The organism is Streptomyces sp. NPDC018263 (genome assembly GCF_055562575.1).
In genome coordinates this window covers 31,347-54,797 of record NZ_JBVHFA010000010.1, presented here as the reverse complement: position 1 = coordinate 54,797, position 23,451 = coordinate 31,347, and the positions used below count along the sequence as shown (strand labels likewise).

Here is a 23,451-nt window from a genome sequence, read left to right as displayed (position 1 = left end):
CGCGCACCCCCTTACCGCTCAGCCGACCGAGGTGACCGTCCCCGCGCCCACGGTCCGCCCGCCCTCACGGACGGCGAACCCGAGCCCCGGCTCCAGCGGCACCTCGCGGTCCAGCTCCACGGTCATCTCCACCGTCTCGCCGGGCCGGGCGATCCCCGCCTCACCGAGGCCGACCTCCCCGGCCACGTCCGCCGTACGGATGTAGAACTGCGGCCGGTACCCCGTGGACAGCGGCTTGCTGCGACCGCCCTCGGCCCCGGCGAGCACGTACACCCGCGCGGTGAACCGCCGGCTCGGCACCACACTGCCCGGCGCCGCGACGACGTGCCCGCGCCGGACCGCGTCGCGCGGCACCCCGCGCAGCAGGATCGCCACGTTGTCCCCGGCCTGCGCCTCCGGCATCGGCTTGCCGAAGGTCTCCAGACCGGTGACCACGCTCGCCGCACCCTCCAGGCCCGCGCCGAGCACCTCCACCCGGTCCCCCACGCGCAGCGTGCCCCGCTCGACCGCGCCGGTGACGACGGTCCCGCGCCCGGTGATGGTGAGCACGTTCTCCACCGGGAGCAGGAACGGCGCGTCCAGGTACCGCTCGGGCATCGGCACGTAGGTGTCGACCGCGTCGAGCAGCGCCTCCACGGACGCGGTCCAACGCGGGTCGCCCGCGAGCGCCTTGAGCCCGGAGACCCGTACGACGGGTACCGACTCGCCCGGATACCCCTGGGCGGTGAGCAGTTCGCGCACCTCCAGCTCGACCAGGTCGGCCAGCTCCTCGTCCCCCGCGTCGGCCTTGTTGAGCGCGACCACGAGGTGGTCGACCCCCACCTGCCGGGCGAGCAGCACGTGTTCGGCGGTCTGCGGCATGATCCCGTCGAGCGCGGAGACGACCAGGATCGCCCCGTCGAGCTGGGCGGCGCCGGTCACCATGTTCTTGACGTAGTCCGCGTGGCCGGGCATGTCGACGTGGGCGTAGTGCCGGGTGTCCGTCTCGTACTCGACGTGCGCGATGTTGATGGTGATGCCGCGCGCCGCCTCCTCCGGGGCCCGGTCGATGCGGTCGAACGGCACGAAGGTGCCGGTGCCCCGCTCGGCGAGCACCTTGGTGATGGCGGCGGTCAGGGTGGTCTTGCCGTGGTCGACGTGGCCCATGGTGCCGATGTTCAGGTGCGGCTTGGTGCGCACGTATGCCGTCTTGGGCATGGCTGTCCCTCGTGGTCTTGGTGATGCGTGAAGAGCGCTGGGAGCGCCGGGACCCCTGGAACCTGCCGACCCTCCCCTCGCGGGGTCCGCCGGACTTTCCGGAGAGGGTCAGCTTCGGGCGCCGTCGACGGCTGCCACGAGGACGAGGACGGCAGCCTTCGGCGCGTCCGCGAGGGCGGATGCTGCGAGGAAGGCGTACCGGAACATGACGCAGATCATGGCGGACGCGTCGTCCCACGTCGAACGGTTTTCCGCGGCCTTCGGACCGTCAACGGCCGTGGACCATACGCCGATCACACCCGCCGGTCGGTTACTGTCGCCGAATGCCCGATGCCACCACCCGCTCTGGGGGCACCGCCACGGCCGTCCCCCCGGCCGTCGTCCTGAGGCCGACCCCCGCCGCGCCCCTCACCCCCGTCACCCCGGCCGCTCCCGCCGTACGCGCGTGGCCGTCCGCGTACCTCCGCCTCGCCCTGCTGCTCACCCTGCTCGCGGCCGCGGCCACCGCCGTCCTGGTCTTCGACCCGCAGCGCCTTCTCACCGACGGCTGGCCGCCGCAGCTCGGCGGCTTCGCGGCGGCCGGTGTCTTCGCGCTGGCGTACGGGCTGTGCACGGTGGCGTTCGTCCCGCGCCCCCTGCTCAACCTGGCGGCGGGCGCGCTGTTCGGCTCCACGCTGGGGCTGACCTCGGCGCTGGCGGGCACGGTACTGGGCGCCGGGCTGGCGTTCGGGCTCGGGCGGGCGCTCGGGCAGGACGCGCTGCGTCCGCTGCTGCGCGGGCGCTGGCTGAAGGCGGCGGACGGGCAGCTCAGCCGGCACGGGTTCCGCTCGATGCTGGCGGCCCGGCTGTTCCCCGGGGTGCCGTTCTGGGCGGCCAACTACTGCGCGGCCGTCTCCCGGATGCGCACGCTGCCGTTCCTTCTCGCCACGGCGCTGGGCTCGATCCCGAACACGGCCGCGTACGCGGTCGCCGGGGCCCGCGCCTCCGCGCCGACCTCCCCCGCCTTTCTTATCGCGCTGGCCGTGATCGGGCTGCCCGCGCTGGCCGGTACGGTGCTGGCCTGGCGCAAGCGCCACCACCTGCGCGCGCGTTGACGCCACCGCCCGGACGGCTTTGGTCCACGTCCCGGCCCGCCGGCGTTCATGACCATCGCATGACCAACCCCCTGTGAAGGCTTTGCCATCGGCGCCCGCTACGCTGCCCTGCGTCGCATGATCACCCCTACGCTCCCCAGCGCTTGGACGCCACACCTCCATGTCTTGGTTTGAATCCCTCGTCCTCGGACTCGTCCAGGGGCTCACCGAGTTCCTGCCCGTCTCCTCCAGCGCGCATCTGCGGCTGACCGCGGCCTTCTCCGGCTGGCAGGACCCCGGCGCGGCCTTCACCGCGATCACGCAGATCGGTACGGAGGCGGCGGTCCTCATCTACTTCCGCAAGGACATCGGGCGGATCGTCTCGTCCTGGTTCCGCTCGCTGTTCGACAAGTCGATGCGGGGTGACCACGACGCGCAGATGGGCTGGCTGGTGATCGTCGGCTCGATCCCGATCGGCGTGCTCGGCGTGACGCTGAAGGACCAGATCGAGGGACCCTTCCGCGACCTCAGGATCACGGCCACGATGCTCATCGTGGTCGGTGTGGTCATAGGCATCGCCGACCGGCTGGCGGCCCGCGACGAGTCCGGCGGCCGGCACCGCAGCCCCAAGCAGCGCAAGACCCTCAAGGACCTCGGCATCCGCGACGGCCTGATCTTCGGCCTCTGCCAGGCGTGCGCCCTCATCCCCGGCGTCTCCCGCTCCGGCGCCACCATCAGCGGCGGCCTCTTCATGGGCTACAAGCGCGAAGCAGCCGCCCGCTACTCCTTCCTCCTCGCCATCCCGGCCGTCCTCGCCTCCGGCGTCTTCGAGGTGAAGCACTCCCTGGGCGAGAACAGCGAGATCGCCTGGGGCCCGACCCTCTTCGCCACGGTCATCGCCTTCGCCTCCGGCTACGCGGTGATTGCCTGGTTCATGAAGTGGATCTCCAACAAGAGCTTCATGCCCTTCGTCTACTACCGAGTCGCCCTGGGCATCCTCATCATCGCCCTGGTCACAGCGGGCGTCCTGAGCCCGCACGCGGCGGAGTCGGCGGGCTGATCCCCCTCAGGCCGAGCGGTTGAACTCCCTGATCAGCCCCGACAGTTCCAGCAGGCTCTCGATGCGGAACAGGGGGAGGCGGTGGGCTTCCTTCGTGGGCCAGGTCAGCCGGGCCCAGGGGCCGCGGTGGAGGAGGGCCGTGTGGAGGCCGGCCGCTGCCGCGGGGCGGATGTCGTTGTCGAGGCGGTCGCCCACGTAGAGGATCTCGTCCGGTTCCGCCGGGACCAGGGAGGTCAGGCGGGCGAAGAAGGCCGGGTCGGGCTTGGCGGTGCCCCAGTCGGCCGAGGTGCCGATCAGGTCGACGTCGGTGGCGAAGAGTTCGCGCAGGAGGCGGGCGGCGTGGGCGTCCTGGTTGCCGGCGATGCCGAGCCAGAGGCCGTCCGCGCGGAGGGTGGCCAGGGTGTCGCGGACGTCGGCGTACACGTCGGACTCGCCGAACGCCTCCGGCATCCCGGTGTCGGCCCGCAGCGCCCGCTCCGCCGCGAGGTCGAAACCGGGCCGGAACTCCTCGAAGACCTCGCGGTGATCACGCCCCTGGGCCACCACCGCGCCGAACGCCGCCGAGAAGGTGTGCCGGGGCACGCCCAGCCAGTCGGCCCAGGTCCCGTACTCCGTCGTCTCGTCCACCAGACACTCACCGACATCGAAGACCGCAGCGCGAATCATGGTCGCCAGGGTAGTGCGGGCACCCCGCCCCGGTGATCTACGCGCCCAGGTGAGTCAGCAGCCCCTCCGGCACGGGGTACGGCGACTCCTCCGGCAGCAACGCGCTCGCCTCCGCCGGCCGCCCGGCCCGTACCGCCCCGTGGATCTCCGTCGCCAGCGGGGTCACGTCCCGGATGCCCACGATCCACTCGTCCGCGTACCGCGCCGCCGCCTCCCCGGTGAGCCCGAGCTGGAGGGAGCGGTGGGGCAGGGGGCTCAGACGCAGATCCCGCTCCGGGTCCCACTGCACCCGCGCCGGCGCCTCGCGCAGGACGCGCCTGTAGTCGGCCGGGGTGCCGTGCAGGGCGGGGACGTGGTGGGAGAGGCAGGCGTTCCGCAGCGCCCACTCGAAGCCGGTGCGCGTGATGTCCACGGCGAGCACGGTCTCCTGGCCCTCCTTGGTCCCCCAGCCGCAGCGGTACATCATCCAGAGGAACGACGGCTTGATCCACGTCATCCGGGACCGGCTCCACGCGGCGGGGAAGCGCCCGGTGCGGGCCGCCGGGACGCCGATCTCGGGCCGGTACGCCTGGTACACCGTGATCGTGGCGGGCGTGTGGGCCGCGCGGATGCGGAACTTCGGTTCGGCGGCGGTGGGTTGGTCGGTCATGGGACCAGATTCGGCCACCCGGAGCCCACCCCGCCACCCGTTATCCCCTGTCCAGGATCGCGCGAGGCGCGCACACTGGAGGTGAGAGCCCTGGGGAGGGAGACGCCGGATGAGGAGCACGAGGTCGTACGGCCGGCTGCTGGACTCCCCCTGGCCCCGCTCCGGCGCGGCCGTCCTCGCCGGCGCGCTGCCCGTGCTCGCGTTTCCGGCGCCCGCGCTGTGGTGGTTCGCCTACGTCGCCCTCGTCCCCTGGATCGCGCTGGCCCGTACCGCGCCGACCGGGCGCCGGGCCGCGCTCGACGGCTGGTGCGGCGGGCTCGGGTTCATGCTGGCCGTGCACCACTGGCTGCTGCCGAGCCTGCATGTGTTCATCTTCCTGATAGCGGCCCTGCTGGGCGCGCTCTGGGCCCCCTGGGGCCGGCTCGTGCACCGGTTCCTGGGCGGCGCCCCCTCCCCCGCCCGTGTCTTCGCCGCCCTGCTCGTGCTGCCCTCGGCGTGGCTGGCGGTGGAGCTGGTCCGCTCCTGGCAGGGTCTCGGCGGCCCCTGGGGCATGCTCGGCTCCACGCAGTGGCAGGTCGGTCCGGCGCTGCGCCTGGCCTCGGTGGGCGGGGTCTGGCTGCTCAGCTTCCTGGTGGTCGCCGTCAACGTGGCGCTGGCGGTGCTGGTCTCGGTCCCCGCCTCCCGCGTCCCCGCCATGGCCTCCCTGATCGCCACCGCCGCCGCGACGAGCGCCGCGTACGCCTGGGCCCCGCGCGCGGACGTGGACGGCCGGGCGCGGATCGCGGTCGTCCAGCCGGGCGTGTACGACGGCCCGGAGCAGCGGTTCGCGCGGGAGGAGTCGCTGACCCGGCGGTTGGCGGGCCGGGACGTGGACCTGGTCGTCTGGGGCGAGAGCAGCGTCGGCCACGACCTGGGCGACCGCCCCGGCCTGGCCCGGAGGATCGCCGCACTGTCCCGGCAGACCGGCGCCGAGATCCTGGTCAACGTCGACGCCCGCCGCTCCGACCGCCCCGGCATCTCCAAGAGTTCGGTCCTGATCGGCCCCGACGGCCCCACCGGGGACCGGTACGACAAGATGCGCCTGGTTCCCTTCGGCGAGTACATACCGGCCCGCACGCTGCTCGGCTGGGCCACCTCGGTCGGCAAGGCGGCGGGCGAGGACCGGCACCGGGGCACGGAGCAGGTCGTGATGGACGCCGGGCGCCTGCGCGTCGGTCCGCTGGTCTGCTTCGAGACCGCGTTCCCCGACATGGGCCGCCACCTCGCCGAGGACGGCGCGGACGTAATCCTCGGGCAGTCCGCCACCTCGTCCTTCCAGCACAGTTGGGCCCCCGAGCAGCACGCCTCGCTGGCCGCGCTGCGGGCCGCCGAGACCGGCCGCCCGATGGTCCACGCCACCCTGACCGGCGTCTCGGCGGTCTACGGCCCGAACGGCGAGCGCGTCGGCCCCTGGCTCGGCACCGGCGCGAGCGCGGCGCGGGTGTACGACGTACCGCTGGCGCACGGTGTCACCCCGTACGTCCGGCACGGCGACTGGCCGGTGGACGGCGCGCTGCTGGTGCTGACGGTGCTCGGGGTGAGGGAGGGCGTGCGGACGCTCAGGCCGCGCCGGACGGGTTCTGAGCCGCTCGTACCACGCGCTCGCACAGCTCGTGAGTCGCCAGCGCGTCCCGTGCGCTGAGCGGCTGCCCGGCGCGGACCGCGTCGAGGAAGGTGAGGACGGCGCCCTCGATGCCGCGCTGCCGGGACACCGGGACCCAGTCGCCCCGGCGGCGCACGGTGGGCTGGCCCTTGTGGTCGATCACCTCGGCCATGTTGATCACCTGGCGCTTGGTGTCCTGCCCGGAGACCTCCAGGACCTCCTCGGCCGAGCCGCTGAGCCGGTTCATCACGCCGAGCGCGGTGAAGCCGTCGCCGGAGAGCTGGAGCACGACGTGGTGGAGCAGCCCGTCCTCGGTACGGACCCGCACCGTGACGTCGTCCACCGGGCCGGGCGCCAGGAAGCGCAGGGTGTCGACTACATGGATGAAGTCGTCCAGGATCATCGAGCGCGGTTCCTCGGGAAGGCCGACCCGGTTCTTCTGGAGCAGGATCAGGTCGCGCGGGTGCTCCAGGCACTGCGCGTAGCCGGGGGCGTAGCGGCGGTTGAAGCCGACGAAGAGCGGTACACCCCGGCTCTCGGCCAGCTCCACCAGCTTCTGGGATTCGGTGAGTTCGTAGGCGAGCGGCTTGTCGACGTACGTGGGGACGCCCGCCTCCAGGAGCCGGGTGACGATCTCCGGGTGGACGGCGGTGGGCGCGTGCACGAAGGCCGCGTCGAGCCCGGCGTCCAGCAGCGAGTCCAGCGTCTCGTGCCGCTGCCCGGCGGGGATGCGCAGCGAGTCGCCCACGGCGCCGAGGGTGGCCGGGGTGCGGGTCTGGAGGTGGAGGTCGAGGCCGGGCTGTGTGCCGAGGACCGGCAGATACGCCTTCCGCGCGATGTCGCCGAGTCCGATGCAGCCGACCTTCACCTGTGTTCTCCCTACCGCTGTCCCGCGTTCCCGTCCCCGGAAGCATACGGCGGGCTCCCGCGACCCTGGCCGGAGTCGCTCCGAGGGCTCGGCCACTGAGCGCGTCAGCCTGCGTCCGCGCCACGCCCTCCCCGTGGGGCGAGAGATCACTCGTGTGGGGCATCGCGGGCACGTCGGTGGTGGATGACGGCGAAGGGGTGCGCAGAGTGGGCGGGTGGATCGAACTTCGTCTGCCGCGGCGCTGCTGGTGGCCGTCACGACTCTGACCGGGTGCATGACCGTGCACGGGCCGGCGGTGCCCGCCTCGGGGCCGGGCGGCCCGCCGTCACGGGCGGCGGCGGCCCGGCCGGACGGGAGCGCGCTGCCCCATATGGACCAGGAGCCGGGCCAGGAGTCGCTGCAACGGACCGGCCCCTCCCCCAGCGCCGAGAAGCCGCGCCGGCCGGCGCCCGCCGCCGTGCCCGAGCCCCGGCGCGCCCCCGTCGTCCCGGCCCCCCGCCGGGCGTACCCGGAGCGTCCGCGCACCGACACCCCGCGCGCGCCCCGCGCGGTGCCGCAGATCCCGAACGTGTGCGCGCTGGGCAAGAAGTACGGCGGCTGGCCCAAGAACAGCCCTCAGTCGACGATCTGCGAGCGGGCGTACGGGCGTTAACGCGTCGGCCGCTGTCGCGGTGGCCCCCAGCCGTCGCCCTCCGAGGGGCCGGTGCCGGGGAGGCGGAGTTCCAGGCGGGTGATCGCGGCCCGGACGCCGGTGCGGTAGCCGTCGTCGGGGAGGGTGTCGGCCGCGCGGCGGGCGCGGCGCAGGTGGGTGCGGGCGGCGTCGGCACGGTCCAGCTTGAGGTAGTCGGCGGCGAGGCTGAGGTGCAGCGAGGGGTAGAAGCCGCGCACGCTCGCCGGGTCGGCGCCGGGCCGGCCGTCGGTCAGCTCGTCGGCCGCCGACAACGCCCTGAGGTCCCAGGCGAGTTCGTCCGCCGGGTCGTCCTGGGTGTCGGCCAGGTAGTGGGCGAGGGTGCAGCGGTGCAGCGCGTCGCCGGACTCGGCCGTCTCCGCCCACAGCTCCAGCAGCCGGCGCCGGGCCTCCTCGCGGTCGCCGCCCCGGTGCAGCATGACGATCTGCCCGATCCGGGTCAGCAGGGCATCGGGCGCCGTCTGCTCCTGTCGCTCCGCCACCGCGCCCTCCGGAACCGTCCACCGGCCGCACGTCGGCCGTCCGCCACGACGCTAACCGCAGCCGGCGGCGATACCGGGCAGGCGGCCCCGAAGGGAACGGTGAGACCGCCTGGCCGGTCCCCGGTCAGCCCAGGTCGGGGATGCGCCAGTCGATCGGCTCGTGACCCTGGGCGGCGACGGCCTCGTTGATCTGGGTGAAGGGGCGCGAGCCGAAGAACTTCTTCGCGGACAGCGGCGAGGGGTGCGCGCCCTTGACCACCACGTGCCGCGTCTCGTCGATCAGCGGCAGCTTCTTCTGGGCGTAGTTGCCCCACAGCACGAACACCGCCGGGTCGGGGCGGGAGGCCACCGCGCGGATCACCGCGTCCGTGAACTTCTCCCAGCCCTTGCCCTTGTGCGAGTTGGCCTCGCCGGCGCGCACGGTGAGGACCGCGTTCAGCAGCAGGACGCCCTGTTCGGCCCACGGCATCAGATAGCCGTTGTCCGGGACGGGCAGGTCCAGCTCCTCGCGCATCTCCTTGTAGATGTTCCGCAGCGACGGCGGCGTCTTCACACCGGGCCGCACCGAGAAGCAGAGCCCGTGCCCCTGGCCCTCGCCGTGGTACGGGTCCTGGCCGAGCACGAGCACCTTGACCTTGTCGTACGGCGTCGCGTCCAGCGCCGCGAAGACCTCTTCGCGCGGCGGGTAGACGGGACCCTTCGCCCGCTCCTCCTCGACGAACTCCGTCAGCTCCTTGAAGTAGGGCTGCTGGAGTTCGTCGCCCAGAACGCCCTGCCAGGACTCGGGCAGCATGGCGATGTCGGTCACGTCGGTGTCCCTAACGATCGGCGGTCACTTCCAAGGCTTCAGAACCTACAGGCGACCACTGACAACGCCGACGGCAGGCCGCTCACCAGCTCGTCTTCCGGTTCAGCTCCCACATCATCATGATCGTGGAGGGGTCGAGGGCGCGCTCGCCCCCGGAGATGTCGTCGCTCGCGGCGATGTACTGGCGGCCCTGCCAGAGCGGGATCAGCCGGGCGTCGTCCACCATGATCCGCTGGGCGGCCGTCAGGTCCTTCACCACCTGGGCCCGGTCCCCCTGCGCCCGCGACCGGGGCAGCAGCTCACCGGTGATCTTCTTGCTCACGTACGGGGTGCCGAGCGCGTTGTGCTCGCCGACGAAGGGCGCGATGAAGTTGTCCGCGTCGGGGAAGTCCGGGAACCAGCCCCGCCCGAACACCGGGTACTCCCCCTTCTGGTAGCCGGTCACATAGGTCTTCCAGGGGCGGGCGCGCAGGGTGATGGTGAACAGCCCGGAGCCCTCCAGTTGCCGCTTCAGCTCCCGGAACATCACGCCGGTCTCGGAGCCGTAGCGGTCGGAGGCGTACCAGAAGGTGAGCGGGACCCGCTGCTTGATGCCCGCCCCGGCGAGGACCGCGCGGGCCTTGCCCGTGCTGGGTTCGCCGAACGTGTCGAAGTAGGAGGTGGCGTGGCCGGTCAGGCCCTTGGGAACCATCGAGTACAGCGGTTCGACGGTGTCCCGGTACACCTTGTGCACGATGGCACCCCGGTCCACGACCTGGGCGATCGCCTTGCGCACGGCCGGGTTCCCGGCCCAGCGGTCCTTGGGGTTGAACACCAGGTAGCTGATGTCGGTGCCGGTGCCGTCGACCAGTTGCAGACCGGCCGGGGACTGCTGCTGGAGGGTGAGGATGTCGTCGGCGGCGAGTCCCCGGTAGGTGACGTCGATCCGCTTGTCGCGCAGCGCCTCGACCATCGCGGCGGAGTCCTGGAAGTACCGGATGGTCACCGCCTTGTTCTCCCGCTCGGCGAAGCCCTGATAGCCGTCGTTGCGCACCAGCACGGCCCGCTCGCCCTCCTCGTAGGACTCCAGCCGGTACGGGCCGGAGCCGTGCACGTCGTCGTCCTTGCGCAGCGAGTTGGCGGGGTACTCGCGCGGGTCGACGAGGGACATGGCGGGGGTGGCGAGCACGAACGGGAAGGTGGCGTCGGGCTTCTTGAGGTGGAAGACGATCTCCCGCGTGCCGGTGGTCTCCACCCGGTCCAGCCCCTCCAGCAGGCCGGCGGGTCCGCTCGGGGCGTTGATGGTGCGGATGCGGTCGATGGAGTGCCGGACGGCCTCGGCGTCGAGGGGGTGGCCGTCGGTGAACTTCAGCCCGGAACGCAGCTTGCAGCGGTAGGTGCGGCTGGTGGAGTCGGTGAAGGAGCAGCTCTCGGCGGCGTCCGGCTGCGGGGTGGTCGCGCCGTTCGGGTAGGCCAGGAGGGTCTGGTAGACGTTGCGGAACAGTTCCCAGGAGCCGTCCCAGGCGCCCGCCGGGTCCAGGGTGCTCGGCGCGCTCGTCGTCCCCACCACGATCGGGCTGCTGTCGTCCGGGCCGCCGCCGGAGAGCAGTCCGCAGCCGGGCAGCAGGGTGATGAGGGAGGTCAGGGACACGGCCGCCGCGACCCTGCGCCGGACTCTGTTCCGCTTGAACACGTGCTCGCTCCTCGATCCGCCGTACCAAGGTCGGCAGACCATACCGCAGCACCGGACCTCCTGAACCTCCCCTGAAACATGGGTTGTTGATCAATTTTCGATGACTACGTTGTCATGTCGCGAACCCCGTCGTGGAACGCGTACGGGCGCCGCTCCCCGCGAGGGGAACGGCGCCCGTGGCGGCGCGGGGAGGGTCAGCCGACCCCGGCGTTGAGGAAGATGCCGCCGTCCACGACGAGCGTCTGACCGGTGACCCAGTCGGACTGCGCGGAGGTGAGGAAGGCCGCGGCCCCGCCGATGTCGGAGGGGACGCCGAGCCGGCCGAGCGGATAGGAGGCGGCCGCCTCCTCCTCCCGGCCCTCGTACAGGGCCTCGGCGAACTTGGTCTTCACGACCGCCGGGGCGATGGCGTTGACCCGCACCTTGGGCGCGAACTCGTGCGCGAGCTGCTGGGTCAGGTTGATCATCGCGGCCTTGCTCACGCCGTACGCGCCGATGAACGGGGAGGGCGCGAGCCCGGCGACGGAGGCGATGTTGACGATCGCGCCGCCGTTCTCCCGCTGCCAGGCGTGCCAGGTCTTCTGGGCGAAGCCGAGCGCCGAGATCACGTTGGTCTCGAACACCTTGCGGGCCACGTCCAGGTCGACGTCGGCGATGGGGCCGAAGACCGGGTTGGTGCCCGCGTTGTTGACCAGGTAGTCGACGCGGCCGAACGCCTCCATGGCGCGTTCGACGGCCTCGGTCTGGTGGGCGAGGTCGTGGGCCTTGCCGGCGACGCCGATGACGCGGTCGGCGCCGAGCCGCTCGACGGCCTCCTTCAGCGCCTCCTCGTTGCGGCCGGTGATGACCACGCGGTCACCGCGTGCCACCAGGGCCTCCGCGACGCCGTAGCCGATGCCCCGGCTGGCGCCCGTGACGAGCGCGGCCTTGCCGGAGAGTGCGGGAAGTTCAGTCATGTCCGTGTGCTCCAGGTTCCTCGTGGTCGGACCGGCTAGTCGAGCGGTCCGCCCGCGACGTACAGCACCTGGCCGGAGACGAATCCGGCCGCCTCGCCGGTGAAGAAGGCGATGGCGTTGGCGATGTCCTCGGGCTCCCCGACGCGCTGGACCGGGATCTGGGTGGCGGCGGCCTTCTTGAAGTCGTCGAAGCCCATGCCCACGCGGTCGGCGGTGGCCTTGGTCATCTCGGTGGCGATGAAGCCGGGGGCGACGGCGTTGGCGGTGATGCCGAACTTGCCCAGCTCGATGGCGAGGGTCTTGGTGAAGCCCTGGAGACCCGCCTTGGCGGCCGAGTAGTTGGCCTGGCCGCGGTTGCCGAGGGCGGAGGACGAGGACAGGTTGACGACCCGGCCGAAGCCCGCGTCCACCATGTGCTTCTGCACGGCCTTGGTCATCAGGAACGAGCCGCGCAGGTGCACACTGAGCACGGTGTCCCAGTCGGACACGCTCATCTTGAACAGCAGGTTGTCGCGGAGCACACCGGCGTTGTTGACCAGGATGGTCGGCGCGCCCAGTTCCTCCGCGATCCGCGCGACGGCGGCCTCGACCTGCGCCTCGTCGGAGACGTCGGCGCCGACCGCGAGGGCCTTGCCGCCCGCCGAGGTGATCTTCTCGACGGTGTCCTTGCAGGCGGCCTCGTCCAGGTCGACGACGGCGACGGCGTGACCCTCGGCGGCCAGCCGGACGGCGGTGGCCGCCCCGATGCCGCGCGCCGCGCCGGTGACTACCGCGACCCGCTGTTCAGTGGTGGACATTGCTGCTTCTCCTCGCCCTTGAGAGAACCCGGCCGGTCCGGACCGGACCCGCCGTGCGGTGAGCGACCGCTTAGTACCTTCAGCACCCGTGACGCTAGAAGCCCTGGCACGCGGTGTCAACGGGACACCGGGCGGTGTGATCCATTACCTCACCAGGAGGTCCAGCAGCCGCTCCGTCTCGGCCACCGGATCGGCGGTCAGCCCGGTGTGCACCGGGCCGGGCCGCACGACGGTGGAACGGGGCGCGATCAGCCAGCGGAAACGCCGCCCGGCGTCGTCGCCGGCCGCCTGCCCGGCCGCCTCCCCGCCCGCGCAGATCCGCTCCACGGCGCCGAGCGCGGCCCGCACCCCTGCCACGTCCGCGTCCGGGTCGAGGGCGAGCAGCCGGGCCTCGTCCAGGTGGGTGCGGGCGCCGACGTAACCGCGGGCGCGGCAGTAGACGAGCACGCCCGCGTTGATCCGCTCTCCGCGCTCGACGCGGGGGACGACCCGCAGCAGGGCGTACTCGTACACCTCGCGGTCGCCGCCCTGGCCGCCCCGGATGATGTGGCGCTCGACCACATCTCCGGCCATGTGAATGTGGTGCTCGCTCACTTGCTCTCCTTGAGACCCTCGATGCGTTCGTGGACGGTGCCCGCGCGGGCGAGCAGCGGGCGCGCGTAGGCACGGCGCAGGTCGTCGGGGGTGTCGAAGCCGGGCTCGTCGGCCAGCCAGGCGTCGGGGATCTGGGCGGTGACCTCGGCGAGCAGCTCCTCGGTGACCAGGGGGGCCAGGTCGGCGGCCGCGGCGGTGACGTCGGGGGCGAAGCGGGCGAGGGCGTGGTCGGCCGCGTCGTAGGGCCGCGCGGCGGAGGCGTCCACGGAGGGCCAGTTGTGATGCCAGATCATGGTGGCGCCGTGGTCGATGAGCCACAGCCCGCCTCCCTGCACCAGGAGGTTGGGGTTGCGCCAGGAGCGGTCGACGTTGTTGACCAGCGCGTCGAACCACACGATCCGGCCCGCCTCCCCGGAGTCGGCCGGGAAGGCGAGCGGGTCGTAGCCGAGGGCACCGGAGAGGAAGTCCATGCCGAGGTTGGCGCCCCCGCTGGCCCGCAACAGGTCCTGCACCTGCCGCTCGGGCTCGCCGAGGCCGAGCACGGGGTCCAGCCCGACGGTCACCAGGCCGGGCACCCGGAAGCCGAGGCGCCGGGCGAGTTCCCCGCAGACGACCTCGGCGACCAGGGTCTTGCGGCCCTGCCCGGCGCCGGTGAACTTCAGGACGTAGAGCCCGAGATCGTCGGCCTCGACGAGCCCCGGCAGCGAGCCGCCCTCACGCAGGGGCGTGACGAACCGGGTGGCGGTGACTTCGGTCAGCATTCGCCCAGGCTATCTCGCGTACGACGCCCCGCCTCGGCCCCTGTTCCGGCCGCTCCCGGGCCGCACGGGCCCGTACGTGTGGCTCCGGCGGGAGGACGGCCCGGGCCTCGGCTTCCAGCGGGCCGACGGCCCCGAGCCGGGCCAGAACCGTATGCGTTTCGACGTCACCGCCGCCGACCCGGCCGCGCCCACTACCTCGGCCGACCTGCCGCCCCTACGATCGGCGACGCCCCCTCCCGGCCGTAAGGAGCACCATGGCGACGTCGCCCTTCGAAGCCCCGCACCGCCTGAACCCCGCCGGGGGCTGCCCGCACGCCGACAACGCCCGTCTGCTGGGCCTCGGTTCGGTGGCGCCCGTCGAACTGCCGGGCGGCATCGAGGGGATGGCCGTCCTGGGTCACGACGCGCTGCGGGAGTTCCTCCAGCATCCCGAAGTCGCCAAGGACGCAACGCACTTCAGGGCGCTGCGCGAGGGCCGGATCGCACCGGGCTGGCCGCTGCTGACCTTCGCCACCGTGCGCGGCATGACCACGGCCGACGGGGCGGACCACCGGCGGCTGCGGTCCCTGGTCAGCCGGGCCTTCACCCCCCGCCGGGTGGACGGACTCCGGTCGCGCGTCGAGGAGTTGACCGAAGCACTGCTGGACGACCTGGCGGCGGCGGACGGCGTCGTCGATCTCCGGCAGCGCTTCGCGCTCCCGCTGCCGATGAGCGTCATCTGTGAACTCCTCGGTGTGGAAGAGCGGTTCCGCGACTCTCTGCACCGGCTCAGCAATCAGGTGGTGGCGACCGACATCGGCCCGGAGGCGGCGCTGGCCGCCAACCGCGAACTCGTGGGCGTTCTGGGCGAGATAGCCGTGAGCAAGGCCGCGCATCCCGGCGACGACCTGACCAGCGCCCTCATCGCCGCGCGCGACGAGGGCGGCGACCGGCTCGGGCAGGAGGAGCTGATCGGCACGCTGGTGCTGCTGATCGTGGCGGGGCACGAGACCACCCTGAACCTGATCACCAACGCCGTACGGGCCCTGTGCGCCCACCGCGACCAGCTCGACCTGGTCCGCTCCGGGGCCGCGAGCTGGGCCGACGTGGTGGAGGAGACCCTGCGCTGGGACTCCCCGGTGAGCTACTTCCCGTTCCGCTACCCGGTACGGGACCTCGACGTCGACGGTACGACGATCCCGGCGGGCACCCCGGTCCTGGCCGGCTACTCCGCCGCCGGACGCGACAAGGCGGCGCACGGCCCGGATGCCGACCGCTTCGACGTCACGCGGCCGGCCCGCGCCGACGCCGTGCGCAACCTGTCACTGGGGCACGGTACCCACTACTGCCTGGGCGCTCCGCTGGCCCGGCTGGAGGCGACGGTCGCGCTGGAGCGGCTGTTCGCCCGCTTCCCGGACCTCGAACTCGCCATGCCGGAGGCGGACTTGCCGCGCCACGCCAGCTTCGTGGGAAACAGCGTGCGGGAGTTGCCGGTGCGCCTCAGCTCTTCGGCGCCGCCTGGAGGGACGGCAGGGTGAGGTGCCACCACTCGGCCAGGCGGGCGGTGATGGTGGCGGTACCCTCCAGCGCCTCGGTCAGCGAGCAGAGGCCGAAGAAGGCGCGCACCAGGGCGCGCGCGGTGGGGGCGGGCCGGATGTGCGGGGCCAGTTGGCCGGTGGCCCGCGCCTGGGCCAGCAGGCGGGTGGCGGCGGCGGTCCAGAGGGCGAAGGGGTCGGGGAGCGTGGCGTTGATGACGTCCCGCTCGGCCCACAGCCTGGCGCCTCCACGCGTGACGGGGTCCTCGGCCAGAGCCTTGGCGATGTCATAGCTCAGCGCGACCAGCCGGTCCATCGGCGGGACCGCGTCGTTCGTATACCGGGCGGTGAGTTCGGGCCAGGTGGCGAAACGATCCTGGACGACCGCGAGGGCGATGCCCTCCTTGCTCGCGTAGTGGAAGTACACGGCGCCGCTCGTCCGCCCCGACCTGCTGCTTATGTCGTTGACGCTGGTGCCGGCGTACCCGCGTTCGGCGAAGAGGGAGGCCGCCGCCTCCAGAAGTGACCGGCGCGTTGCCCTGGCGCGTTCCTGCAACGTCCCGTCCACCCTCGCTCAACGTTCCCGACGCCGACGAATGTAGTGCGCCCGCGTGCGCCGGGAGCAAGCCGCAACCACACTCGCGCGGTAATTGCGCATTTCTTTCGAGGATGAACGCGGGCGAGTGGTAAACGGTGCGCAACCCCACCGTTTCGGTACTTCACCGGTGGAGCGGCGGCCCTCGTGCATCGGGGGCGGCGCAATGGTGAGTATTCCTCAACTGTGCTTTCACACAATGCCGTTGGCCGGCCTGGTGACCACTGCCGCCGCCCGGCACCCAGAGGGTGCATACACCCCGAAACCCCTCACCGTCGATAACTCTTTGTAGTCATTTCCTCACTCTGAGCGCGCAAATAACGTAGCGGTCACGATGTTTCCGTTTCCCGAGCTATGCCGGGAATGCCCGTTACAGGGAGGTCATTGTGTCCACCACGGGCCATCATCTGCTGGGCTGGTCCCCCAAGGCCGTCGTCTTCGACTGCGACGGCACGCTGATGGACAGCGAGCGCCACTGGCAGGAGGCCCGCGTCCGGGCCTTCCGGGGCTTCGGCCTCCAGGCCCCGCCGGGCTTCGCCGACCAGGCCAAGGGGGTGCACTACGCCGACTGCGGGCGGCTGATGGCCGAGGCGGTGCACAAGCCCGAGCTGACCACCGACCTGACGGCGGCCCTCCTGCACCACTTCCTCGACCTCGTCGCGGACGACCCGGTGACGATGCCGGGCGCCGTCGAGATCGTCCGGCTGCTCTCCGGCAGGCTCCCCCTCGCCGTGGCGAGCAACTGCCCCTCGGAGGTGGTGGAGGCGAGCCTCGAACGGGCCGGGCTGCGTGCCCACTTCGCGCACCTCGTCGTCCCCTCCGCGATCCCGGCCGGCGCCACCGGCACGATCCGCCCCAAGCCGTGGCCGGACGTGTACGAGACGGCGGCGCGGCTGTGCGGGGTGGACGCGGAGGAGGCGCTGGCCGTCGAGGACTCGCTGACCGGCGTGGAGTCGGCCCGCCGGGCCCGGCTGCGTGTGCTGGGCGTCGGCCCCCGGCCGGACGGGGACGATGCGCACCGGGCCGACTTGTGGGTACCGGCCCTGCACACACCGGAGTTGCTGGCCTGGGTGCACACCTGGGCGCCGCTCGCCGGGAGTTGACGGGCGGCGGCGCCCTTACGCCCTCCTCATGCCCAGGGGGCGAGGATCGGGGCCGTCGGTGAACGTCGAGTGCCATGGGGCCGTACCCCTGGACGGATCAGCAACGCTCACCCCACGGCGGAAGGAAACGCCCCATGACCAGCGCAACGCCCCGACCCACTGCCGGACCGGACCGGCGTACCGTGCTCGCGGCGGCGGGTGCGGCCGGACTCACCGTGGCGCTGACGGCCTGCGGTTCGGGGGACGGCGGTTCGGACGAGGTCGGCTCCGGTTCCGCCGGGGACGCCCTCGCCAAGACCGCCGACATCCCCGAGGGCGGCGGCAAGATCTTCAAGGACAAGGGCGTGGTGGTCACCCAGCCCAGCGCGGGCACGTACAAGGCGTTCTCCGCCAAGTGCACGCACCAGGGCTGCGCGGTGGGCAGTGTCGCCGACGGGGTGATCGTCTGCCCGTGTCACAACAGCCACTTCTCGGTGGCGGACGGCAGCGTGAAACAGGGGCCGGCCACGGCTCCACTGCCCGAGGAGAAGATCAGCGTGTCCGGCGACGAGATCAAGCTGGCCTGACCGGCGAGGGGGGCCGCATGAGCGTCACGCAGCAGCGCCGGGGCCGGAAGATCATGATGACGCCCGGCGAGCTGGACGAGTTCCTGACCGGTCAGCGCACCTGCCGGGTGGCGACCGTCTCGGCGGACGGCACCCCGCACGTGAGCGCACTGTGGTTCGCCTGGGACGGCACCTCGCTGTGGCTCTACTCCGTGGTGCGCAGCAGGCGTTGGACCCAGCTCCGGCACGACGCACGGGTGGCGGTGGTCGTCGACTCCGGTGAGGAGTACGACCAGTTGCGCGGCGCCGAGCTGTCCGGGCGGGTGGAGTTCGTGGGAGAGGTGCCCCGCACCGGGGAGCTGTGCGCCGAACTCGACACGGCGGAGACGCTGTTCGCGCGGAAGAACTTCGGCATGGACGAGATGCCGCACGACGGGCGGCACGCCTGGGCCCGGCTGACCCCGGAGAAGGTCGTGTCCTGGGACTTCCGCAAGCTGGGCGGCCGTTGAGGGGGCTCAGCCGAGCCGCGCGGCCGCCGTCCGCAGCCCGTCCACGGCGGCGCGGATGGAGGGGCGGCGGTCGGCGTCCGCCCGCCACAGCACGTAGACGTGCCGCCGCACCCGCTGCTTGAGCGGGACCAGGACGACGCCGGGCGGTACCGGGTCGCGGCCCAGCAGGGGCGCGATGCACACGCCGAGCCCGGCGGCGACCAGCGCGAGCTGGGTGTGGGTCTCGCCCGCGCGGTGGCCGACGAGCGGTTCGACGCCCTTGGAGCGCAGGGTGAACAGCAGCCACTCGTGGCAGAACTCGCCCTCGCCCCAGGTGATCCACTCGTCCCCGGCGAACTCCGCGAGGTCGACCTCGTCCCGGCCGGCCAGCGGGTGCCCGGCGGGCAGGGCCACCTCGGCGGGGTCGTCGAGCAGGGGTGCCTTGACGAGGCCGTCGGGTACCGGCATCGGCTTGTTGTACCAGTCGAGGACGACCGCGAGGTCCAGGTCGCCGCGCGCGACCCCGGCGACGCCGAGTTCGGGCTCCAGCTCGCAGGAGCGCAGCCGCAGGGCGGGGTGCTGGGCGCGCAGTGCGGCGAGGGCGGCGGGGAAGAGGCCGCGGGCGGCGGTGGGGAACGCGGACATCCTCAGCTCCCCGGCGACCTGGCCCCGGTGGGCTTCCAGGTCGGACTGGGCCAGCTCGACCTGGGAGAGGATGCGGGCCGCGTGCTCGGACAGCAGGCGTCCGGCGTCCGTGAGCCGCACTCCGCGCCCGTTCTTGGCGAGCAGCCGCTGTCCGGCCTCGCGCTCCAGCTTGCCGAGCTGCTGGGACACCGCGGACGTGGTCACGTGCAGCGCCTCGGCCGCGGCGCTGACCGAGCCGTGCCGGGCGAAGGCGTGCAGGGTGCGCAGGCGCTCCAGGTTCAACATGTAAGCGATCCTAAACGGTATCCCGCTCGGATTCTCGATTGTGCTACGAAGTTGCGTCCAGCATCTTTGACGGCATGAGCACGGTCACCCCTTCCCGGACCCAGTCCCCCGCCCCGGCCCTCACCCGGTCGCCCCGACTTCTCGACTGGCGGCTCCGCTTCGGCCTGCTGTCCCTGATCTGGGGCTTCAGCTTCCTCCTGATCAAGGTCGGCACGGGCGCCTATGCCCCCTTCCAAGTCACCCTGGGCCGCCTGCTGTTCGGCACGCTGGTGCTGGTGGCGGCCATGGCCGTGAAGCGGGAGCGGCTGCCGCGCGGCGTCCGCACCTGGGCCCACCTGGCGGTGGCCGCTCTCTTCCTGAACGCCCTGCCCTTCTCCCTCTTCGCCTTCGCCGAGCTGACGATCCCCTCCACGCTGGCCGGCATCTGCAACGCCACCTCCCCGCTGTGGGGCATGGTCTTCTCCCTGGTCGCCCTCTCCGAGGACCGCCCCACCCGCGTCCGCGTCGCCGGCCTCGGCCTCGGCTTCCTCGGCGTCCTGACCGTCCTCGGCGCCTGGCAGGGCTTCCACGGCCTGGACGCCCGAGGCACCGCCCTGGCCCTCCTGGCCTCCCTGAGCTACCCGGTCGGCTGGATCTACGTCCGCCGCACCCTGGCCGGCACGGGCAACTCCCATCTGTCGATGACCGGTGCGCAGCTTCTCCTCGCCACGCTCCAACTGGCGGTGTTGACACCCCTGTTCACGTCTCGCCCAGCCCACTTCCCGGTAGTGCCCCTCCTCGCCGTCGCCGCCCTGGGCGCCCTCGGCACGGGCGTGGCGATGCTCGTCCAGTACGGCCTCGTCGCAGAGGTCGGCCCCACCACGGCCCAGATGGTCACCTACTTCGTCCCGGTCATCGCCACGGTGGCCGGAGTGACGATCCTCGGCGAGTCCCTCCGCTGGACCACGCCGGTGGGGGCGGCGATCGTGATCGCGGGGGCGGCGCTCACGCAGGTCAGGCGGGGGTCGGCGGCGAAGTAGCGCCGCGGGTCGGGCTGGGGAGGGCTCATCCTCACCCTGGTTGGCCGCGCGGGACGCGTGAATCAGCGCGCGTCCCGCTCGCAGCAGCAGCGTCGGGACAGGGCGGCTGCCCGACCTGGCGCCTTGCTCGAAGAACTCCGCCGGGGCCTGCACGCGGGCGTCCTGCTCGAAGGCACGGCACGGACCCGCACGCCATGCCACCGCGCCACCCAGCCCTACCCGTACGACCGCGCCGGAGACGGCCGTACCGCCGCCGCCACCGCGTCCGCCAGCGGTGCGATGTCCTCCTCCGCCAGCGGCGAGACGGTGATGCGGATCGCCGGTGGGGAGTTCAGGCGGAAGCGGGCGCCGGGGGCTACCGCCCAGCCGGACTGGAGGAGGCGGGCGACGGCGCCGGTTTCGTCGGGGACCGGGACCCAGACGTTCATGCCGCTGCGGCCGTAGGCCGTGACACCGCGCTCAGCGAGGGCGTCGAGCAGGCGTCGGCGGCGCGTGCTGTAGGACGCCGCCGCCTCCGGGCCCACCGCCCCGTCGGCCCAGAGGCGGGCGACGGCACCTTGGAGCAGGTGGCTCACCCAGGCGGGGCCGAGCCGCTGGCGGCCGCGCACCAGGTCGACGGTGCGGGTGTCCCCGGCGAGGACGGCGAGCCGGAGGTCGGGACCGTAGGTCTTGGAGACGGAGCGGACGAAGGCCCAGTGCGGGGTGGCGCCCGCCAGGGGGTGGGCGGGGAGGTCGACGAAGCCGTGGCCGTGGTCGTCCTCGATCAACACGGTGCCGGGGTGCTCGCGCAGCACGGCACGCAGCTCGCGGGCACGGTCGGCGCTCACCGAGGCACCGGTGGGATTCTGGGCGCGGGTGGTGACGAGCAGGGCGCGGGCGCCGGAGCGCAGGGCGGCGTCCAGCTCGGCGGGAAGCGGACCCTCGTCGTCCACGCCGACGGGCACGGTCCGCAGCCCGAGCGCCGGGATCAGGTCCAGCACGCTCCCCCAGCCGGGGTCCTCCACGGCGACCGCGTCGCCGGGCCGCAGATGGGCGGCGAGGACGCGCTCGATGGCGTCGAGCGAGCCGGAGGTGAGGGTGAGCGGCCCGGCCGGAACCCCGTCGGCGTCCAGCGCCGCGCGGGCGGCGCCGACCAGCTCCGGGTCGACGGGGTCGTCGCCGTACAGCGCCGGGGCGCGGTCCGCACGGGCGGCCGCCTCCGCGAGCGCCGGGCCCAGGGCGGGCAGCAGCGCCGGGTCGGGGTTGCCGGTGGACAGGTCCCGCGCAGCCTCGGGCACATCGAGGCGCAGTTCGTCGCGGCCGGTGGTGGCGGGCTTGGGGCGGACCCTGCTGCCCCGGCGCCCCGCGGTCTCGATCACCCCGCGCTCGCGCAGGGTGCGGTAGGCGGCCGCGACCGTATTGGGATTGACGTCGAGCCGGGCCGCCAACTCCCGCATGGGCGGCAGCGGTTGGCCCGGCAACAGCTCCCCCGAGCCGACCGCGTGTTCGACGCTGGCCGCGATCTCCGCTGCGCCGCGCCCCTGAATCGGATACTCTCCTAGCACAAATCAGATTATGCACTAGTGCAATCCATCAGTCCAGGGAGGGACGCCATGCAGGGCACCGGACAGGCAGCGCCGCAGGCCGACTACGCACCGACCGACCGCACCGTGCCCACCAGGGCCCCGCAGCGGGCGTCGTACGACCGCGAGGCGGTGCACGCGATCCTCGACGAGGGCTACCTCTGCCACCTCGGCTTCGTCCGCGACGGCGCCCCGGTGGTCCTGCCCACGCTGTACGGCCGGGTCGGCGAGCGGCTGTACGTGCACGGGTCCACGGGTTCGCGCCCGCTGCGGATGACCGGCGCCGCCGATCCCGGACTGCCGGTGTGCCTGACGGTTACCCATGTCGACGGCCTGGTGCTGGCCCGCTCCGCCTTCCATCACTCGATCAACTACCGCTCGGTGGTGGTGCACGGCGTCGCGTACGAGGTCACCGACCCCGAGGAGCGCCGCACAGCGCTGGACGCCCTGGTGGACCAGGTGGTGCCGGGCCGCTCGGCCGACTCCCGCCCCGCCAACCGCAAGGAACTGGCGGCGACCGCGGTGATCCGGCTGGACCTTCAGGAGGTGTCGGCCAAGGTCCGCACCGGCGGCGTCAACGACGAGCCGGAGGACCTCACCCTCCCGCACTGGGCCGGAGTCGTCCCCGTACAGAGGACGTACACGGCCCCGCTGCCCGACGCCGACCTGGCCCCCGGAACCGAACTGCCGGGCTACCTCTCCGAGTTGACCAGGGGCGCCCGTCAGCCCGCCACAGGGCGCGACTTGTAGAAGGACTCCTCCAGGTAGGCGGCCTCGTGCGGCTGGTAGGGCTCCTCCAGGTAGCCGGCCTCGTCTTCGTCGAGTTCGATGTCCACCGCGGCCACCGCGTCGGCCAACTGGGCCGGCTTGGTGACCCCGACGATGGGCGAGGTCACCACCGGGTTGCGCATGACCCAGGCCAGGGCGACCTGGGCCGGGGACAGACCCCGCCTGGCCGCGATCTCGTGGACGCGCTCGGCCACTGCCTGGTCCCCGTCGCGGTAGAGGATCCTGCCGCCCTCGTCGGTCTCGGCACGCGCCGTGGCGGTGTCCCGGACCCGTGCCAGCCTGCCCCGCGCCAGCGGGCTCCACGGGATCACGCCGATGCCCTGGTCTGCGCAGAGCGGGAGCATCTCCCGCTCTGCCTCTCGGTGGATGAGGTTGTAGTGGTCCTGCATCGACACGAACCGGGTCCAGCCGTTCAGGTCAGCCAGGTAAAGGGCCTTGGCGAACTGCCAGGCGTACATGGAAGAGGCCCCGATGTAGCGGACCTTCCCGGACTTGACCGCGTCGTGCAGCGCCTCGAGGGTCTCCTCGATCGGGGTGTCGTAGTCCCAGCGGTGGATCTGGTACAGGTCGATGTAGTCGGTCCCCAGCCGCTTCAGGGAGGCGTCGAGCTCGGCGAAGATCGCCTTGCGGGACAGTCCGGCGCCGTTCGGGCCGGGGCGCATCCGCATCCAGACCTTGGTGGAGAGAACGACCTCCTCGCGCCGGGTGAAGTCCTTGACCGCCTGGCCGACGATCTCCTCGCTGCTTCCGGCGCTGTACCCATTGGCCGTGTCGAGGAAGTTGACGCCGTCCTCGATGGCCTGCTTGATGATGTCCCGGCTGGCGTCCGCGCCCAGGGACCAGGGTTCGCCGCCCCGGTCCGGCTCGCCGAAGCTCATGCAGCCGAGGGCGATGGCGGAGACTTGCAGTCCGGTCGTTCCGAGTTTGATGTATCGCATGCTCCGGAACCTAGGAGTTGGAGTCCGCCCCAACACAAGTTCGGAGGCGTGGGGC

The 23,451-nt window shown here is 72.6% G+C and carries 25 protein-coding genes; 10 read left to right on the top strand and 15 right to left on the bottom strand.

The window, feature by feature from the left end:
- Positions 1–18: 18 nt before the first annotated feature.
- The gene (tuf, locus tag ACZ3HQ_RS27260; protein WP_467514875.1) at positions 19–1,197 is read right to left on the bottom strand and encodes an elongation factor Tu; all 1,179 of its coding nucleotides are present in this window, start codon (positions 1,195–1,197) and stop codon (positions 19–21) included.
- Positions 1,198–1,520: 323 nt separating this feature from the next.
- On the opposite strand from tuf, the gene ACZ3HQ_RS27255 reads away from it, so the two are divergent.
- Entirely contained in the window at positions 1,521–2,291 is a 771-nt protein-coding gene (locus ACZ3HQ_RS27255) for a TVP38/TMEM64 family protein (RefSeq protein ID WP_467514873.1), read from the top strand.
- Positions 2,292–2,451: 160 nt separating this feature from the next.
- Entirely contained in the window at positions 2,452–3,330 is an 879-nt protein-coding gene (locus ACZ3HQ_RS27250; protein WP_467514872.1) for an undecaprenyl-diphosphate phosphatase, read from the top strand.
- A 6-nt stretch (positions 3,331–3,336) separates the two neighbouring features.
- On the opposite strand, the gene ACZ3HQ_RS27245 is transcribed toward ACZ3HQ_RS27250, so the two are convergent.
- Together ACZ3HQ_RS27245 and ACZ3HQ_RS27240 are read right to left on the bottom strand one after the other, a co-directional pair.
- Positions 3,337–3,996 carry an HAD family hydrolase gene (locus ACZ3HQ_RS27245; RefSeq protein ID WP_467514870.1) on the bottom strand — a complete coding sequence of 220 codons (660 nt, stop codon included), beginning with the start codon at positions 3,994–3,996 and terminating at the stop codon, positions 3,337–3,339.
- 37 nt (positions 3,997–4,033) lie between these two features.
- Positions 4,034–4,645 carry a DUF4291 domain-containing protein gene (locus tag ACZ3HQ_RS27240; protein WP_467514869.1) on the bottom strand — a complete coding sequence of 204 codons (612 nt, stop codon included), beginning with the start codon at positions 4,643–4,645 and terminating at the stop codon, positions 4,034–4,036.
- A gap of 109 nt (positions 4,646–4,754) precedes the next feature.
- On the opposite strand from ACZ3HQ_RS27240, the gene lnt reads away from it, so the two are divergent.
- Positions 4,755–6,326 carry an apolipoprotein N-acyltransferase gene (gene lnt, locus ACZ3HQ_RS27235; RefSeq protein WP_467514867.1) on the top strand — a complete coding sequence of 524 codons (1,572 nt, stop codon included), beginning with the start codon at positions 4,755–4,757 and terminating at the stop codon, positions 6,324–6,326.
- Here the strand turns inward: lnt and ACZ3HQ_RS27230 are convergent.
- Complete coding sequence (locus ACZ3HQ_RS27230; RefSeq protein WP_467514865.1) at positions 6,244–7,155, bottom strand: Gfo/Idh/MocA family protein; 912 nt, start codon at positions 7,153–7,155, stop codon at positions 6,244–6,246. The two genes, lnt and ACZ3HQ_RS27230, sit on opposite strands and share 83 nt — an antisense overlap.
- A gap of 214 nt (positions 7,156–7,369) precedes the next feature.
- Here ACZ3HQ_RS27230 and ACZ3HQ_RS27225 point away from each other — a divergent pair, with 214 nt between their 5' ends.
- Positions 7,370–7,807 carry a hypothetical protein gene (locus tag ACZ3HQ_RS27225; RefSeq protein ID WP_467514863.1) on the top strand — a complete coding sequence of 146 codons (438 nt, stop codon included), beginning with the start codon at positions 7,370–7,372 and terminating at the stop codon, positions 7,805–7,807.
- Here ACZ3HQ_RS27225 and ACZ3HQ_RS27220 read toward each other — a convergent pair.
- From ACZ3HQ_RS27220 to ACZ3HQ_RS27190, 7 genes are all read right to left on the bottom strand, one after another.
- Entirely contained in the window at positions 7,804–8,325 is a 522-nt protein-coding gene (locus ACZ3HQ_RS27220) for a hypothetical protein (protein WP_467514861.1), read from the bottom strand. The genes ACZ3HQ_RS27225 and ACZ3HQ_RS27220 overlap by 4 nt on opposite strands.
- Before the next feature lie 124 nt (positions 8,326–8,449).
- Entirely contained in the window at positions 8,450–9,133 is a 684-nt protein-coding gene (ung, locus tag ACZ3HQ_RS27215; RefSeq protein WP_350907354.1) for a uracil-DNA glycosylase, read from the bottom strand.
- An 82-nt stretch (positions 9,134–9,215) separates the two neighbouring features.
- Entirely contained in the window at positions 9,216–10,805 is a 1,590-nt protein-coding gene (locus ACZ3HQ_RS27210) for an ABC transporter substrate-binding protein (protein WP_467514857.1), read from the bottom strand.
- Between the two features lie 194 nt (positions 10,806–10,999).
- Complete coding sequence (locus ACZ3HQ_RS27205; RefSeq protein ID WP_161204087.1) at positions 11,000–11,761, bottom strand: SDR family oxidoreductase; 762 nt, start codon at positions 11,759–11,761, stop codon at positions 11,000–11,002.
- A 35-nt stretch (positions 11,762–11,796) separates the two neighbouring features.
- Positions 11,797–12,558 (bottom strand): 3-oxoacyl-ACP reductase FabG, encoded by a 762-nt coding sequence (gene fabG, locus ACZ3HQ_RS27200; RefSeq protein WP_467514855.1) that lies wholly within the window; start codon positions 12,556–12,558, stop codon positions 11,797–11,799.
- 144 nt (positions 12,559–12,702) lie between these two features.
- Entirely contained in the window at positions 12,703–13,152 is a 450-nt protein-coding gene (locus tag ACZ3HQ_RS27195) for a DUF3037 domain-containing protein (protein ID WP_467514853.1), read from the bottom strand.
- Complete coding sequence (locus tag ACZ3HQ_RS27190) at positions 13,149–13,913, bottom strand: HipA family kinase (RefSeq protein WP_467514852.1); 765 nt, start codon at positions 13,911–13,913, stop codon at positions 13,149–13,151. The genes ACZ3HQ_RS27195 and ACZ3HQ_RS27190 overlap by 4 nt, the downstream gene beginning before the upstream one ends.
- Positions 13,914–14,167: 254 nt before the next feature.
- Between ACZ3HQ_RS27190 and ACZ3HQ_RS27185 the strand changes: the two genes are divergently transcribed.
- Positions 14,168–15,430 (top strand): cytochrome P450 family protein, encoded by a 1,263-nt coding sequence (locus ACZ3HQ_RS27185; protein ID WP_467514850.1) that lies wholly within the window; start codon positions 14,168–14,170, stop codon positions 15,428–15,430.
- Here the strand turns inward: ACZ3HQ_RS27185 and ACZ3HQ_RS27180 are convergent.
- Positions 15,393–15,995 (bottom strand): ScbR family autoregulator-binding transcription factor, encoded by a 603-nt coding sequence (locus tag ACZ3HQ_RS27180; protein WP_467514848.1) that lies wholly within the window; start codon positions 15,993–15,995, stop codon positions 15,393–15,395. The two genes, ACZ3HQ_RS27185 and ACZ3HQ_RS27180, sit on opposite strands and share 38 nt — an antisense overlap.
- A 413-nt stretch (positions 15,996–16,408) precedes the next feature.
- On the opposite strand from ACZ3HQ_RS27180, the gene ACZ3HQ_RS27175 reads away from it, so the two are divergent.
- From ACZ3HQ_RS27175 to ACZ3HQ_RS27165, 3 genes are all read left to right on the top strand, one after another.
- Positions 16,409–17,125, top strand: a complete 717-nt coding sequence (locus tag ACZ3HQ_RS27175) for an HAD family hydrolase (RefSeq protein ID WP_467514847.1) — start codon at positions 16,409–16,411, stop codon at positions 17,123–17,125.
- Between the two features lie 134 nt (positions 17,126–17,259).
- The gene (locus ACZ3HQ_RS27170; RefSeq protein WP_467514845.1) at positions 17,260–17,691 is read left to right on the top strand and encodes a Rieske (2Fe-2S) protein; all 432 of its coding nucleotides are present in this window, start codon (positions 17,260–17,262) and stop codon (positions 17,689–17,691) included.
- A 17-nt stretch (positions 17,692–17,708) separates the two neighbouring features.
- Positions 17,709–18,179: a pyridoxamine 5'-phosphate oxidase family protein gene (locus ACZ3HQ_RS27165; protein ID WP_467514842.1), complete on the top strand. Its 471-nt coding sequence runs from the start codon at positions 17,709–17,711 to the stop codon at positions 18,177–18,179.
- A gap of 6 nt (positions 18,180–18,185) precedes the next feature.
- Here the strand turns inward: ACZ3HQ_RS27165 and ACZ3HQ_RS27160 are convergent, their stop codons facing one another.
- Positions 18,186–19,088, bottom strand: coding sequence for a LysR family transcriptional regulator (locus ACZ3HQ_RS27160; protein WP_467514840.1), 903 nt, complete (start codon positions 19,086–19,088; stop codon positions 18,186–18,188).
- Between the two features lie 74 nt (positions 19,089–19,162).
- Between ACZ3HQ_RS27160 and ACZ3HQ_RS27155 the strand changes: the two genes are divergently transcribed.
- Complete coding sequence (locus ACZ3HQ_RS27155; RefSeq protein WP_467514838.1) at positions 19,163–20,107, top strand: DMT family transporter; 945 nt, start codon at positions 19,163–19,165, stop codon at positions 20,105–20,107.
- A 215-nt stretch (positions 20,108–20,322) separates the two neighbouring features.
- On the opposite strand, the gene ACZ3HQ_RS27150 is transcribed toward ACZ3HQ_RS27155, so the two are convergent.
- Positions 20,323–21,651 (bottom strand): aminotransferase class I/II-fold pyridoxal phosphate-dependent enzyme, encoded by a 1,329-nt coding sequence (locus tag ACZ3HQ_RS27150; RefSeq protein WP_467514835.1) that lies wholly within the window; start codon positions 21,649–21,651, stop codon positions 20,323–20,325.
- Between the two features lie 48 nt (positions 21,652–21,699).
- On the opposite strand from ACZ3HQ_RS27150, the gene ACZ3HQ_RS27145 reads away from it, so the two are divergent.
- Positions 21,700–22,419: a pyridoxamine 5'-phosphate oxidase family protein gene (locus ACZ3HQ_RS27145; protein WP_467514833.1), complete on the top strand. Its 720-nt coding sequence runs from the start codon at positions 21,700–21,702 to the stop codon at positions 22,417–22,419.
- On the opposite strand, the gene ACZ3HQ_RS27140 is transcribed toward ACZ3HQ_RS27145, so the two are convergent.
- Positions 22,392–23,396 (bottom strand): aldo/keto reductase, encoded by a 1,005-nt coding sequence (locus tag ACZ3HQ_RS27140; protein WP_467514831.1) that lies wholly within the window; start codon positions 23,394–23,396, stop codon positions 22,392–22,394. The genes ACZ3HQ_RS27145 and ACZ3HQ_RS27140 overlap by 28 nt on opposite strands.
- Between the last annotated feature and the right edge of the window lie 55 nt (positions 23,397–23,451).